The organism is Streptomyces sp. NPDC057694 (assembly GCF_042799415.1).
Classification (GTDB): Bacteria; Actinomycetota; Actinomycetes; order Streptomycetales; family Streptomycetaceae; genus Streptomyces.
The window spans coordinates 1-14,248 of sequence record NZ_JBHVIX010000031.1 but is presented as its reverse complement, the minus strand read 5'-3'; the positions used below and the strand labels follow the sequence as shown (position 1 = coordinate 14,248).

Sequence of the window (14,248 nt, the reverse complement as noted above, 5' to 3'; positions counted from 1 at the left end):
CAGTCAGGTACTAGGTTGAGGGACTCACGTGGCAGAAGCGGAGCGCGTCATCGGTACGCCGGATTCCTCTGAGACGGGGGCGGTCGAGCCCGAGCTGGAGGCCGCCGCCGAGCGGCCCAAGGGCAGGCGGCGGCTCGTCGTGCTGCTCGCCGTGGCGGCGCTCGCGTACGCCCTCGACCTGGTGAGCAAGCTCATCGTGGTCGCGAAGCTGGAGCACCAGGACTCCATCCGGGTCCTCGGCGACTGGCTCCAGCTGGAAGTGATCCGCAACCCGGGTGCCGCCTGGGGCGTGGGCGAGGCCTTCACGATCGTCTTCACCGTGATCGCGGCGGCTGTGATCGTCGTCATCGTGCGGCTCGCGAAGAAGCTCTACAGCACGCCCTGGGCGATCGCGCTCGGGCTGCTGCTCGGCGGGGCCCTCGGCAATCTCACCGACCGGATCTTCCGGGCGCCCGGTGTCTTCGAGGGCGCCGTCGTCGACTTCATCGCGCCGAAGCACTACCCGGTGTTCAATCTGGCCGACTCCGCGATCGTGTGCGGCGGCATCCTGATCGTGCTGCTGTCCTTCCGCGGGATCGACCCCGACGGCACCGTCCACAAGGACTGAGGGGTACCGCGGGCGGGGGCTGCGGTTCGGGAGTGTCGGTGCGCTCCTGCATACTCGACGGGTGAGCACGATTCCCGAGATCCGAACCCTGCCCGTGCCCGACGGCCTGGAGGGCGAGCGCGTCGACGCCGCCATCTCCCGCATGTTCGGCTTCTCCCGTACCAAGGCCGCCGAGCTCGCCGCCGCCGGGAAGGTGACGGTCGACGGCTCGGTCGTGGGCAAGTCCGAGCGGGTGCACGGCGGGGCCTGGCTCGAAGTGGAGATGCCGCAGGCGGCCGCTCCGGTCCAGATCGTCGCCGAGCCCGTCGAGGGCATGGAGATCGTGCACGACGACGACGACATCGTCGTCATCGTGAAGCCGGTGGGCGTCGCCGCCCACCCCAGCCCCGGCTGGACCGGCACGACCGTGATCGGCGGCCTCGCCGCCGCCGGATACCGGATCTCGACGTCGGGCGCCGCCGAGCGCCAGGGCATCGTGCACCGGCTCGACGTCGGCACCTCCGGCCTGATGGTCGTCGCCAAGTCCGAGCGGGCGTACACGTCGCTGAAGCGCCAGTTCAAGGAGCGCGTCCCGGACAAGCGCTACCACGCACTGGTGCAGGGCCACCCCGACCCGATGAGCGGGACGATCGACGCCCCCATCGGCCGGCACCCGAACCACGACTACAAGTGGGCCGTGATCGCCGAGGGCAAGCCCTCCGTCACGCACTACGACCTCATCGAGGCCTTCCGCGCCGCCTCCCTGCTGGACATCAAGCTGGAGACGGGCCGCACGCACCAGATCCGCGTGCACATGTCCGCGCACCGGCACCCGTGCGTCGGCGACCTGACGTACGGCGCCGACCCGACGCTCGCCAAGCGGCTCGGCATCACCCGCCAGTGGCTGCACGCGGTGCGTCTCGGCTTCGAGCACCCGTCCGACGGCCAGTGGGTCGAGTTCTCCAGCGAGTACCCCGAAGACCTCCAGACGGCGCTGGACCGGGTCCGGGCGGAGAGCTCGTGAGCGCCGTGATCGAGCTGCGCGTCGCCGAGTCCGAAGCGGACCGTGAGGCCTGCTTCGCCGTCCGCCGGGACGTCTTCGTCACCGAGCAGGGCGTGCCGCAGGAGCTGGAGTACGACGAGTACGACACGGACGCCGTGCACGTGCTGGCCGTCCGGGAGGACGGCACCGCGCTCGGCACCGGGCGGCTGCTGACCGGCGCCGCCGCCGCGGTGAAGAACGGCGGGGCCGAGGACGTCGGCGCCCTCGGCCGGCTCGCCGTGGCCAAGGTCGCGCGGGGCCTCGGTGTGGGCGCCGCTCTGGTCGGGGCCATCGAGGACGCGGCCCGGGACCGCGGGCTCGCGGCGGTCGATCTGCACGCCCAGACCCACGCGCTGGGGTTCTACGAGCGGCTCGGGTACGAGGTGTACGGGCCGGAGTTCCCGGATGCCGGGATTCCGCACCGGGCGATGCGCAAGACGATCCGCTGATTGCTGATTGCCGACCGGTCCTGCTCCGGACCGGGTCGGCCGCGGTCGGCCGCTCCGCCGCGCCACGGTGCCCGAATTCGTGATCCACGCACCGCTGTCAGGCCGTTTTGCCCCGTATCGCGTGGCACCCTGGACGCCGGACCGTACGTGATCGTCGAGCCTGGTCGGAGCATCCGTGGATCAATTGGCCCTGCTGTTCGTGCTGCTGCTCGGGGCCGTCCTGAGCGTGCCGCTCGGCGACCGGCTCAAGCTGCCCGCGCCCATCCTGATGACCCTGCTCGGCATCGTCCTCGCCCTGATCCGGGCCGTTCCGAACGTCGACATCGACCCCGACCTGATCCTGCCGCTCGTGCTGCCGCCGCTGCTCTACGCGGCCGTGCACCGCACGTCCTGGCGTCAGTTCGCGGCCAACAAGCGGCCCATCTTCCTGCTCGCCGTCGCCCTCGTCTTCGTCACCACGGCCGCGGTCGCCTTCGTCGCGAACGCCGTGGTGCCCGGTCTGTCGCTCGCCGCGGCCGTCGCGCTCGGGGCCCTGGTGGCGCCGCCCGACCCGGTCGCCGCGACCGCCGTCGCGGGTCAACTCGGGCTGCCCCGAAGGATGGTGTCGATCCTGGAGGGCGAGGGGCTGTTCAACGACGTGACGGCGATCGTGCTCTACCACGTCGCCATCGCCGCCGCCGTCAGCGGAACGTTCTCGCTGCCGCGGGCCGCCTTCGACCTGGTCCTGTCCGCGGTCGTCGCGATCGGCATCGGCTTCGGGCTCGGCTGGGCCGCCAACAAGCTCATGTCCTACCTCGGCGACGCCACCCTCCAGATCGGCCTGACCCTCCTCATCCCGTACGCCTCCTACGTCCTCGCCGAGGAACTCAAGGGCTCGGGCGTGCTCGCCGTGCTGACCACGGCGATCTTCCTCGCCGAGCACGCCTTCGACGCCGACGACGTGCTGACCCGGCTCACCGGCCGCGCCTTCTGGGACGTCGTCGACACCCTCGTCACCGGCGTCGCCTTCGGGCTCATCGGACTCGAGGTGCACAACGTCATCAGGACCGCGCAGGGCCGCTGGGGCGAGATGCTGGGCTGGTCGGCCGCGGTCGTAGCGGTCGTCATCGTCGTACGGCTGCTGTGGCTCGCGCCCATGACCTGGGTGACCAAACGGATGCACGCGCGCCGCGACTTCGACGAGGACATCCCCGTGACCTGGCGGGAGACCGTCGTCATGTGGTGGTCGGGGATGCGCGGGGTGGCGTCGGTGGCGCTGGCCCTCGCCATCCCGCTGACGATGGACGACGGGTCGGCCTTCCCCGACCGCGACGAGATCGTCTTCATCGCCTTCGGCGTCATCATGGCGACCCTCGTGCTCCAGGGGCTGAGCCTGCCCTGGCTGGTGAAGAAGCTGAAGGTGCGGGCCGACACCGAGGCGGAGCAGGAGTACGAGAAGGAGCTGGCGCTGCGCGCCGCGAAGGCCGCGAAGCGGCGGTACAAGGAGATCGAGGAGGTCGAGGAGCTGCCGGCCGAGGTGCAGGAGCAGATGCTGCGGCGGGCGTACGACATCGGGCTGCGCATCAATCCCGAGATGGGTGCCGAGGAGCGGCGGGAGTCGCAGGCGAAGCGGTACAAGAGGATCAAGCGGGTTCGGCGGATCCAGGCCGAGATGATGTCGGCCGCGCGGCACGAGGTGCTGGCGGCGCGCAGTGAGCCCGGGGCCAATCCGGAGGTCGTGGACCGGGTGCTGCGGCAGTTGGATGTGCGGAGCCTGCGCTAGCCCTGCCGGGGGTGGCGGGGGACTTGTGGTGCCCCGCGCCTCGGGGTGGTTCTTCGGATGCGGGCCGGTGGCCGCTTCTCGCGCAGTTCCCCGCGCCCCTGGGCGAGCGAAGCTCGCTTCCAGGGGCGCGGGGAACTGCGCGACCAGCCACGACGCAAGCCGCACCCGACAACGGGACGAGCAGCGCGCAGCGCACGCTCCAGGGGCGCGGGGAACTGCGCGAGAAGCCCCACCGGAGCCGCGCCCAACGACGCAGCCTCTCAGCGCAGAGCAGGCTCGTCCAAGGTCAGCACACCGGCCCCGGCATCCAGTTCACCAGCCACTCCGAGGGGAACCGTCAGCGCGCCGTCCCCGTGCCCGAACCCGAAAGCGTCGGCCACCGGCACCCCGAGACCCCCCAGCCGATCGGCGAGCAGATCCTCCAGCCCCGGATCGTCACACTCGGCCCACGACCCGAGCAGCACCCCCGAAACCCCCTCGAACCACCCCGCGCGCAACAGCTGGGTCAGATACCGGTCGAGGCGATAGGTCTCCTCGCCCACGTCCTCCAGACACAGCAACCCACCCCGAGCGGACCGACGGGCGAACGGCGCCCCCAGATCGGCGGCGAGCAGCGACAGACAACCGCCGAGCGTCACCCCGCGTGCGGTCCCGGGCACCAGAACCCGCCCCCCACCCGGAGCACCGATCACCCGCACGGACTCCGGCTCGAACAGCGTCGCCCGCAAATGCCCCTGCGCGCGGGCGTTCTCGAGGAAGTCGGCGGCGGCGACCATCGGCCCGTGCAGCGTGCTCACCCCGAGCCGCACGGCGAACGCCTCGTGCAGCGCGGTGATGTCGCTGTACCCGACGAACACCTTGGGCCGCGCGGCCCGCATCGCCGTCCAGTCGAGGAGATCGACCATGCGCTGGGCGCCGTAGCCACCCCGGGCGCAGAGCACGGCGTCCACCTCGGGGTCGCACCAGGCCCGCTGGAGATCGGCGGCGCGGTCGGCGTCGGAGCCCGCGAGGTAGTCGAACCGGTCGTGCACGTCGAGGACATGGGGCGCGACGACCGGCTCCAGGCCCCAGCCGCGCAGGATGTCCAGGCCGGCCTTGAGCCGCTCCTCGGGGACCGGCCCGCTCGGCGCGACGACGGCGACGCGCGCGCCGGGAGCGAGCCGCTCGGCCCTGACCAACGACGTCACTTGGTCAGCTCCAGAACCGGGACGCCCGTCGGATGCAGGCCGAACACCTGCGCGTACAGGGAGAGTTCGGCCTCCAACGCGCGGATCATGGTGTCGGCGCGCCGGAACCCGTGCCCCTCCCCCTCGAAGGTGAGGTAGGCGTGCGGGACGCGCCGCCCCTCGCTCTCCATCCGCGCCAGGAACCGCTCGCACTGGACCGGCGGGCAGATCACGTCGTCGAGGCCCTGGAGGAGCAGGAAGGGGGCGGTGAGCCGGTCGGCGTGTTCGGACGGGGAGCGCTCCGCGTAGCGCGCGGGGACGTCGGCGAGCGGGCCGATCAGTGTCTCCAGGTAGCGCGACTCGAAGTCGTGGGTCTCGCCCTCGGCCCAGCCGGTGAGGTCCAGAATCGGGTAGATGACGGTGCCGCAGGCGTAGACGTCCGTGCTGGTCAGGGAGGCGGCACTGGTCCAGCCGCCCGCGCTGCCGCCGCGGATGGCGAGCCGGCCGCGGTCGGCGGTGCCCTCGTCGGCGAGGGCGAGCGCGACGGCCGCGCAGTCCTCGACGTCGACGACGCCCCACTGCTCGCGCAGCCGGTTGCGGTACTCCCGGCCGTATCCGGTCGAGCCGCCGTAGTTGACCTCGGCGACGCCGATGCCGCGCGAGGTGAAGTAGGCGATCTCCAGGTCGAGGACGAGGGGGGCGTGGCCGGTGGGGCCGCCGTGCGCCCAGACGACGTACGGCGGCAGTTCGTCGTCGGGGGCGGCGTGGGTGGGGCTGTGCGGCGGGTAGATGTGGGCGTGGATGTCGCGCCCGTCGGGGCCGTCGAAGGTGCGGATCTGCGGCTCGGGGTAGTACGCCGGGTCGACCGGGTCGGTGTGCGCCGCGCCGATCACGCGGGTGCGTCCGGTGCTGGTGTCCAGTTCGACGACCTCGTGTCCGGTGCGCGGGCTGGCGGCGACGCCGACGACCCGGGTGCCGTGCACGGCGAGCGACGCCGCCCAGGCGGTCCAGGGTCCGGCCGCGTCGACGACTTCGCCGGTCGCCGGGTCGAGGATGCCGAGCGAGGTGGCGCCGACTCCGTGCACCACGGCGATCAGGCCGGCGGCGAGGGGCTTGAACCAGCTCAGGCCGATCTTCCACAGCGGCCCGCCGAACTCCTCCTCGCGGGGGCACAGGCCACGGGTGGTGGAGAGCAGCGCGGGCCGCGCGGGTGTGCCGGGGATGGCGCCGGGGGCGGGCCCGACGGCGATCTCCATGCGGTACAGGTTCCACCAGCCGCCGCGGTCGCTGGAGAACAGCAGCGCGCCGTCCGGCGCCCACTCCACCTGGCAGACGGACTCCTCGGTGCCGCCCGCGACGGTCCGCGCGGGGCCGAACGTGCCGTCGTCGGCGACCTCCGCGAGCAGCAGGTCGGTGCCGTCCCACGGCATCCGGGGGTGGTCCCAGGCGATCCAGGCGGCGCGCCGGCCGTCGGGCGAGAGCCGGGCGCCGGTGACGAACCGGTGAGCCCTTTGAGCGCTGTCGGTGAGTTCGCGCACCGCGCCGCGGTCGTCGGCGGCCGAGCCGTCCAGCGGCACGGCGGCGATCACCCGGCGCACGTCGCTCGGGCCGTCTCCCGTGAACTCCTCCAGGACGCACCAGACCTCGCCCCGGTCGGGGTGGAGCTGCGGGTCGGCCCAGCGCAGGCCGCCGCCGATGCCGGAGACCGGGGTGAGCGGGCGCGGGTCCCGCTCCGGCGCGGCGGGCTCGTACGCGTACAACCGCTGGTCGGCGAAGTTCACGAAGACGAGCAGGGGGCCCTCGGGGCGCTCGGCGCCGGCCCAGGGGCGGCCGCCGTACTCGATGACGCGGCTGCGCACGTTCCACGGCGCGGGCAGTACGGACTCCTCCGCGCCGTCCGGCCGGCGCCGCACCAGCGCTCTGCGGCCGCCCTCGGCCGGCCGCGGTTCCGTCCACCAGGCCTCGTCGCCGACGAACCCGACGTACTCGGGCTGCCCGTCGTGCGCGGCGGCGAGCGCCGCGTCCAGCGGCGACGGCCAGGAGCCGTACGCCTGGGTCTGCACCATGTCGTCCCCGCCCCCCATTGGTCCTGAAGCCCCCATGTTCTTCGCGTCCGCCATCTTTTCCTAGTCCGTCTTCTGTTCTTCGGGACCCGACCGCGTCCTCAGGTCCGGGGTGTGCGCGTCTTCGGGTTCAGACCGTGCGCAGGAACCGGTCGAGGACCCGCACCCCGAAGTGCAGTGCCTCCACCGGGACCCGCTCGTCGACGCCGTGGAAGAGCGCCTGGTAGTCGAAGCCCTCGGGGAGCTTGAGCGGTGCGAATCCGTAGCCGGTGATGCCGAGCCGGGAGAACTGCTTGGCGTCCGTGCCGCCCGACATGCAGTACGGGACGACGTGCCCCTCGGGCGCGAACGCCTCGACCGCCGCACGCATCTTGCGGTAGGTGGGCGAGTCGACCGGTGCCTGGAGGGCCACCTCCCGGTGGTAGTACTCCCAGTCGACGTCCGGGCCGGTGAGCATGTCGAGGGTGGCCCGGAACTCGTCCTCGGTGCCCGGCAGATGGCGGCCGTCGACGTGCGCGACGGCCTCACCCGGAATCACGTTGATCTTGTATCCGGCGGACAGCATCGTCGGGTTGCTGCTGTTGCGCACGGTCGGCGCGACGAGGTCGGCGGCCGGGCCGAGCGCGGTCAGCAGCGCGTCCACGTCGAAGCCGGGCGCGTCGAAGTCCGGGGCCGGGATGTCGTAGACGGAGGCCATCTCGGTGAGCGCGGCGCGCACGGTCGGGGTGAGCCGCAGCGGCCATTCGTGGTCGCCGATGCGGGCGACGGCGGAGGCGAGCCGCGACACCGCGTTGGACCGGTTCACCTTGGAGCCGTGGCCCGCCCTGCCGCGCGCGGTGAGCTTGAGCCAGCCGGTGCCGCGCTCCCCCGCCGCGATCGGGTAGAGCTGCTTGCCCCGCCCGTCGTGGAAGGTGAAGGCGCCGGACTCGCTGATGCCCTCGGTGCAGCCCTCGAAGAGGTCGGCGTGCCGGTCGGCGAGGAAGTCCGAGCCGTCCTCGGCGCTGGCCTCCTCGTCGGCGGTGAAGGCGATGACGATGTCGCGGCGCGGCCGGAATCCGACGCGGGCCCATGCGCGTACGGTCGCGAGGATCATCGCGTCCATGTTCTTCATGTCGACCGCGCCGCGGCCCCACACCACGCCGTCGCGGATCTCGCCGGAGAACGGGTGCACGCTCCAGTCGGCGGCCTCGGCCGGTACGACGTCCAGGTGGCCGTGGACCAGGAGGGCGTCGGCGGTCGGGTCGGTGCCCTCGATCCGGGCGACGACATTGCCGCGGCCGGGGGTGCGCTCCAGGATCGTCGGCCGCAGGCCCGCCTCGGCGAGCTTGGCGGCCGCGTACTCGGCGGCGGGGCGCTCCTTGCAGTCGCCGCCGCCGCGGTTGGTGGTGTCGATGCGGATCAGCTCGGAGGTGAAGGTGACGACCTCGTCGAGTGCCTGCTGGTCCACGTCGGCGGTCGTCAGGGTCTGCTCAGCCATACTGTTCCTCCACCGCGGCCGAGGCGATCGTGGTGACCGCCTTGAAGGTGCGGATGCCGTCGTACATGGTCTCGTGGGTGTAAGCGATCCTGCGCTCGCCGACGCGCCGCACGCCCGGCACGACGGTCGACGCCATGGCGAGGTGCTCGGCGTCGAACTCGACCTCGATCGTGAACGGGCCGCCCCGCACCGGCTCGTGCCGCACGGCGAGGGACGCGGCGTCCTTGGCGGCGGCCCGGATGTCGGCGGCCGTGCGCGCCGGGGTGCGGCACACCGCCGCGTACCGGGAGACGTGGTCCTTGACGGCGACCTTGCGGGCCTCCGGCGCGTAGCCGAGCGCGTCGTCGCAGGCGTGGTCGTCGCCGGTGACGAGGACGACGGGCACGCCGTACTCGGCCACCACATGCGCGTTGAGCAGTCCTTCGCTCGCGCGCGCGTCGTTCACCCACACTCCCGTGATCTGGTTCGCCAGATAGGTGTGTGCGAGGACGCCCTCCATGCCCGCGCCCGCGTGGTAGCCGATGAACGCGATGCCGTCGACGTCGCCGTGCTGGACGCCCTCGACCATGGAGAGCGATTTGTGGCGGCCCGTCAGCATCTCGACGCGCTCGTCGAGCCGCTCGAGCAGCAGATTGCGCATCGTCCAGTGCGCTTCGTTGATGAGCACCTCGTCGGCGCCGCCGTCGAAGAAGCCGAGCGCCGCCGCGTTCACATCCGAGGTGAACAGCGAGCGGCAGCGCTCCCACTGCGGTGTGCCCGGCAGGACGTCCGCCGGCCAGGTCACACCCGTCGCGCCCTCCATGTCGGCGCTGATGAGGATCTTCATGCCCTGCACCGTACGCGGATCCGGGCGCGCCTCACCAGGCCTGTGGATAACTCTCAGGGGTATAGACCAATGTCTTACCCGTTAAGCGGAGTTCTGCCTCGTCAGAGGCCCTGTCGCGCGTCGGGGGCCAGCATCCGTACGAGTGCGTCGATGAGTGCGCCGTGCCAACAGGCGTAGTCGTGGCCGCCGTTGAACTCCTCCAGTGTCACCCGGTGCCCGGACCCGTCGAGGGTCTCGTACAGGGCGCGGCAGTAGCCGACCATCGGGCCCTCGTGCAGTCCTACGTCCATGTGCACGGTGAGATCGTGGGGCGCGACCTCGGCGTAGCGCCGCACGAGCCAGGGGACGCCGACGACCGGGGTCTGCGGCACGCCGCCGGTGGTGGGCAGTCCGGGATGCCACCACAGGGACGGCGACTGGGCCAGGACGTTGCCGAAACGCTCGGGCCGCACCAGGCCCGCGTACAGCGCGGTCAGCCCGCCGAGGCTCTGGCCCGCGACGACGGTGCGGCGCGGGTCGGTGGTGAGCGGCCAGCGTCCGGCGGCCCAGGGCAGCAGGTCGTCGGCGAGGAAGGTGACGTACGCGTCGCGGGCGCCCATCTCGCGCCAGCGCGTGGCGTTGTCGACGGAGTCGGGGGCGAGGACGATCAGCGGCGGCAGGGTGCCGTCGGCGATCAGCCGGTCCAGGGAGTTCCGCAGCCCCAGGCCGTCGCCGCCGCCGAGCCACATGTCGCCGTCGCCGAGGACGACCACGGGCAGATCGCGCCTGGTGGGCGCGGGCGGCATATACACCCACACGTCGCGCTCGCCGCCGAGCGCGGGACTGTCCAGCCGGTGCCGCTCGACCCTGCCCCGGGGCACCTGGCGAGCACGGCCCTCCCAGCGGCGCACCGGCGCGTCCGGCAGGGCGAAGACGGAGCAGTCGTGGCCGCCCCAACGAGTGGGAATGGTGCGGGGGTTGAGCGGGTCGGGACCGGCGTACTGCTGGAGCGTGCGCAGGAACCGCTGGAGCCGGTCGGGGTCGGCGGGCGGCTCACCGGCCGAGACGTCGGCGGCGATCCGGTAGGCGCCGCGGTGGTCGGCACGCAGCCGGAAGCCGAGGTGCCAGATGTCGGTGCCGGGGATGTGGTGCAGCAGGGAGTCGGCGAGACGGGCCCGGTCGGCGAGGCGGTTGCTGAACAGCAGGACGTGCCGGGTCGCCCGGTGGCCGCGGTACAGGAACGTGAGGGTGTGGTGGCCCGGCTCGTTCTCGATCGGCTCGACCAGCGGCGCGCCGAGCCGGGCGACCGATGCCCAGAAGGCGTCGACGAGTTCGGCGCGGCGTGCCCCGTCGGCACCGCCGGCGCCGTCGAGGCCCGCCAGGTCGCCGAGGAGGCGTGCGACACGGGCGCCGACGGCCGGGCGGGGCCGGACCGGGTCCGCCACCCACGAGAGGTCGGACGCGACCGGAGGCGTGCCCATCGCCTGCACCACCATCTCCTGATTACTCGGCCTTCTTCTGGTTACTTAGCTTAGCCTTAGCTAAGTTATCACCTGAGGATTTCGGGTTCCTCCGGTGGGCGTCCCGCCACCAGCCACTGGGAGGGCAGCTCGATCCGGCTGCCGTCCGGGGTGTACTCGGTCGTGATCAGCGGCAGCTCCCCCGCGGCGAACACCGCGAGCCCGGCCGCGGCGACACAGCTGCGCACGGCCGCGTCGGAGACCTCGGCGGGCGCGATGCCGTGCGCGAGGACGGGGACCAGCTTGGGCGGCGGCCCGGCCGGAGCCTCGGCGAGGCCGCGCAGGACCGGCCGGGCCCGCTCCGACGGCTCGACGACGAAGGCGCGCCCCCGCCGCCCGACAAGCTCCGCGATCCCGTCGGCCAGGGCCTGCCGGTCGGCGGGCTCGCTCTGGTGCAGCACGCCGCGCACGTAGACGTGCGCATCACCCAACTCGGCGTGCAGCTCGTGGACTTGACGGTGGTCGGTGGCGTCGAGCTGCCGGTATTCGGCGCGTCCGGCGGGGTCGGCGCGGCGGGCCCGGTCGAGTGCGGCGGCGGACAGGTCGACGCCGACGACCTTCGGGCAGCGGTCGGCGAGGAAGCGGGTCTGGGTGCCGTTGCCGCAGCCGAGGTCCACCACGGGCAGGCCGGAGGCCGTCAACTCCGTTGCGAACAGCGCGAGATGCAGCCCCACGGCCAGAGCGGGCTCCGCGTCCCAGAAGACGCTCCCGGGCTCGTCGGAGGCGTCCCGCCAGAAACTCTCCCACGCCCCCTTGTAGCGCTCGGTCACGCTCATGAACCCTCCCCATGGAAAGCCCGGGACGGCGTGCGGTTCAGCTCGGTGCGCGGGGCGGTGCCAGCTCGAACCACACCGTCTTGCCCGTACAGGTACGGCTCGCGCCCCACGCGCGCGCCAGCCGCGCCACGACGCGCAGTCCACGGCCGAGCTGCTCGCCGGGGCCCGCGCCGAGCAGGGTCGGCAGCGTGTGCTCGGTGTCCTCGACCTCGCACAGCAGGGTGCCCGAGCGCACCAGCCGGAGCTGGACGGGACCGCCCGGGGCGTGCCGCACCGCGTTCGTGACCAGTTCCGTGACCAGCAGCCCGGCCGTGTACTCGATGCCCGACAGCCCCCAGTCCACGAGCTGTCGCCGTACGAGCGCGCGGGCACGCGGCACCTCGCACGGCTCGGGGGCCAGCTCCCAGTGGGCCACGTCGCCGTCCTCGATGCCGCCCATGCGGACCATGAGGAGCGCCACGTCGTCCTTGCGGCCGCCCCGGACGCCGAGGGCGCGGATGATGGCGTCGCACGCGTCGTCCATGGAGGCGGCCGGGTGCGCGGCGGACTCGCAGAGCGTGGCCAGTCCTACGCCGATGTCCTCGCCGCGCACCTCCACCAGGCCGTCGGTGCACATCACGAGGCGGTCGCCGGGCGCGACCGGGACCCGCAGCGACTCGAAGGCCACACCGCCCACGCCGATCGGGGCGCCGGTGGGCAGTTCGAGGAGCGCGCTGCGGCCGTCGGCGGCGCGCACGATCACCGGTGGGATGTGCCCGGCGTTGGCCAGGTGCAGCTCGCCCGCGATCGGGTCGTAGACGGCGTAGAGGCAGGTGGCGAGGTAGTGCTCGCCGAGCCGCTGCGCCAAGTCGTCCAGATTGCGCAGGAGTTGGGCGGGCGGCAGGCCGATTCCGGACATGGTCTGCACGGCGGTCCTCAGCTGGCCCATCATGGCTGCCGAGTTGAGCCCGTGTCCCATCACGTCACCGACGACGAGCGCGGTCCGCGCGCCCGGCAGTTTCACGGAGTCGAACCAGTCGCCGCCGACCCGCCCGAGCAGTGTGCCCGGCAGATAGCGGGTCGCGATGTCGCAGCCCGCCATGTGCGGTTCGATGTGCGGCAGCATGCTGTCCTGGAGCGTCTCGGCGACCGCCTCCTGGTACGTGTACATCCGGGCGTTGTCGAGCACGAGGCCTGCGCGCGCGGCGAGTTCGGCGCCCGTGACCCGGTCCATGTCGTTGAAGACGGGCCGCTCCTGGTGGCGCAGCAGGATCATGAACCCGAGGACGACGTCGCGCGCCTTCAGCGGCACGACGAGCATCGAGCGGTGGGTGATCAGCGGCCGGATGTCGCGCTTCTCGAACTGCGCCGCGATCGCGTCTCCCATCTCCCGCGAGATGTACGGGACGAGGACCGGTTCGCCGCTGGTCATGCACTGGAAGAACGGGGTGTGCGCCGGGAACGGCATGGACTCGCCGACCGGTACGACGTCGTCCCAGCGCCCGGGCTCGTCGGTGTGCTCGACGGCGACGCGGTGCCACAGGGTCGTGTCGTCGGGCGGCCCTTCCGGGAACCCCTCCCCCGCCACGACCTGCTCGCGCAGATACGTCCCGGCGACATCGGTGAAGCGCGGGACGACGGCGCGGCTCACTTCGACGATCGTCCGGGACAGGTCGAGGGACGTGCCGATGCGTCCGCTCACCTCGTTGAGGAACTCCAGGCGCTCGCGCACCGCCGCGTACTCCAGGTCCTCGGCCAGGTCGTCGATCGGCCCGCGCGGGGACGGCAGCCCCGCCGCCGCGGCGCGCGCCGCCTCCGCCCGCCGCGCCTTGCGCACCGTGCGCCGCGACACTCCCCAGTCCACGGTGACCGGAACCCGCTCGTGGCTACTGAACTCGACCACGGGGTAACCGAGTTCGAGGACCTGGGAGACGACCCGGGCGCTCTCCCCCACGCTCATGCTGGGCAGGATCTCGGGCAGCCCGCGCGCCAGCTCGTCGGCGCCGGGGAAGTCGGTGTGCAGGGCGAAACCGGGGGCGATGCGCCGCTCCTCCGCACCGTCGGCGCCGGCCAGGTCGCGGGCGTCGGCCGCGAGCACCAGCAGCCGCTCCGGTCCCGGCCCCACCAGGGGATACGCCCACCACAGCACGTCGACGCGCTCGCCGGTCCCGCCGCTCATGTCGAGCCGGGCACGGCCCGCCGTCGGGTATCCGCCCTGTCCGCCGAGCGACGCCTCCAGGTCGTCGCCCATCCCTTCCCAGATCCCTTCGGGCTCCGCGCGCAGCGCGCCGGAGACGGGGAGCAGGTCGGTGACGGGCCTGCCCACGGCCTGTTCCCTGGCCGGGCCGAACAGTCGACGGGCGCCGGTGCTCCAGTGCGAGACGCGGCCGGTCCGGTCGACGACGACGACAGCCAGCGGCACGCGTCCCTGCGGGGCTTGACCGGTGCCGTGCATCGCCGGGCTCCTTCCCTCCGGGTGCGCCGCCTCTTTCCACGGTACGGCCGTGCCGGTCAACTGGTGGTGTTCGGCGCGGAAATGAGCCCCGCCAGGGGCGCGGGGAACTGCGCGCTCAGCCACAGAAATGCCGCAGTCGCGTCTGCTCGGTCGATGAGCAGACACGAC

At 72.7% G+C, this 14,248-nt stretch carries 11 protein-coding genes; 4 read left to right on the top strand and 7 right to left on the bottom strand.

Annotation, left to right across the window (positions count from 1 at the left end; genetic code table 11):
* Positions 1 to 28: 28 nt before the first annotated feature.
* The 4 genes from lspA to ACFVDP_RS38800 all read left to right on the top strand — a co-directional run bounded on the left by lspA (position 29) and on the right by ACFVDP_RS38800 (position 3,839).
* Positions 29 to 607, top strand: coding sequence for a signal peptidase II (lspA, locus tag ACFVDP_RS38815; RefSeq protein ID WP_383500795.1), 579 nt, complete (start codon positions 29 to 31; stop codon positions 605 to 607).
* A 61-nt stretch (positions 608 to 668) separates the two neighbouring features.
* Complete coding sequence (locus ACFVDP_RS38810; RefSeq protein ID WP_383500792.1) at positions 669 to 1,610, top strand: RluA family pseudouridine synthase; 942 nt, start codon at positions 669 to 671, stop codon at positions 1,608 to 1,610.
* Positions 1,607 to 2,077 carry a GNAT family N-acetyltransferase gene (locus ACFVDP_RS38805; protein ID WP_383500789.1) on the top strand — a complete coding sequence of 157 codons (471 nt, stop codon included), beginning with the start codon at positions 1,607 to 1,609 and terminating at the stop codon, positions 2,075 to 2,077. Before ACFVDP_RS38810 ends, ACFVDP_RS38805 begins: the two co-directional genes overlap by 4 nt.
* Positions 2,078 to 2,252: 175 nt before the next feature.
* On the top strand, positions 2,253 to 3,839 hold the full coding sequence (locus ACFVDP_RS38800) for a Na+/H+ antiporter (protein WP_383500786.1): 1,587 nt from the start codon (positions 2,253 to 2,255) through the stop codon (positions 3,837 to 3,839).
* Positions 3,840 to 4,099: 260 nt separating this feature from the next.
* Here the strand turns inward: ACFVDP_RS38800 and ACFVDP_RS38795 are convergent, their stop codons facing one another.
* From ACFVDP_RS38795 to ACFVDP_RS38765, 7 genes are all read right to left on the bottom strand, one after another.
* Entirely contained in the window at positions 4,100 to 5,026 is a 927-nt protein-coding gene (locus ACFVDP_RS38795; protein WP_383500783.1) for an LD-carboxypeptidase, read from the bottom strand.
* A complete protein-coding gene (locus ACFVDP_RS38790) occupies positions 5,023 to 7,071 on the bottom strand; it encodes an LpqB family beta-propeller domain-containing protein (RefSeq protein ID WP_383500780.1) in 2,049 nt (682 codons plus the stop codon). The genes ACFVDP_RS38795 and ACFVDP_RS38790 overlap by 4 nt, the downstream gene beginning before the upstream one ends.
* 127 nt (positions 7,072 to 7,198) lie before the next feature.
* Entirely contained in the window at positions 7,199 to 8,545 is a 1,347-nt protein-coding gene (locus ACFVDP_RS38785; RefSeq protein WP_383500778.1) for a M20/M25/M40 family metallo-hydrolase, read from the bottom strand.
* Positions 8,538 to 9,371: a M55 family metallopeptidase gene (locus ACFVDP_RS38780; protein WP_383500775.1), complete on the bottom strand. Its 834-nt coding sequence runs from the start codon at positions 9,369 to 9,371 to the stop codon at positions 8,538 to 8,540. The genes ACFVDP_RS38785 and ACFVDP_RS38780 overlap by 8 nt, the downstream gene beginning before the upstream one ends.
* A gap of 101 nt (positions 9,372 to 9,472) precedes the next feature.
* Positions 9,473 to 10,831 carry an enterochelin esterase gene (fes, locus tag ACFVDP_RS38775; protein WP_383500772.1) on the bottom strand — a complete coding sequence of 453 codons (1,359 nt, stop codon included), beginning with the start codon at positions 10,829 to 10,831 and terminating at the stop codon, positions 9,473 to 9,475.
* Between the two features lie 68 nt (positions 10,832 to 10,899).
* Positions 10,900 to 11,646, bottom strand: a complete 747-nt coding sequence (locus tag ACFVDP_RS38770) for a class I SAM-dependent methyltransferase (RefSeq protein WP_383500769.1) — start codon at positions 11,644 to 11,646, stop codon at positions 10,900 to 10,902.
* 37 nt (positions 11,647 to 11,683) lie between these two features.
* Positions 11,684 to 14,080, bottom strand: a complete 2,397-nt coding sequence (locus tag ACFVDP_RS38765) for a SpoIIE family protein phosphatase (protein WP_383500766.1) — start codon at positions 14,078 to 14,080, stop codon at positions 11,684 to 11,686.
* Between the last annotated feature and the right edge of the window lie 168 nt (positions 14,081 to 14,248).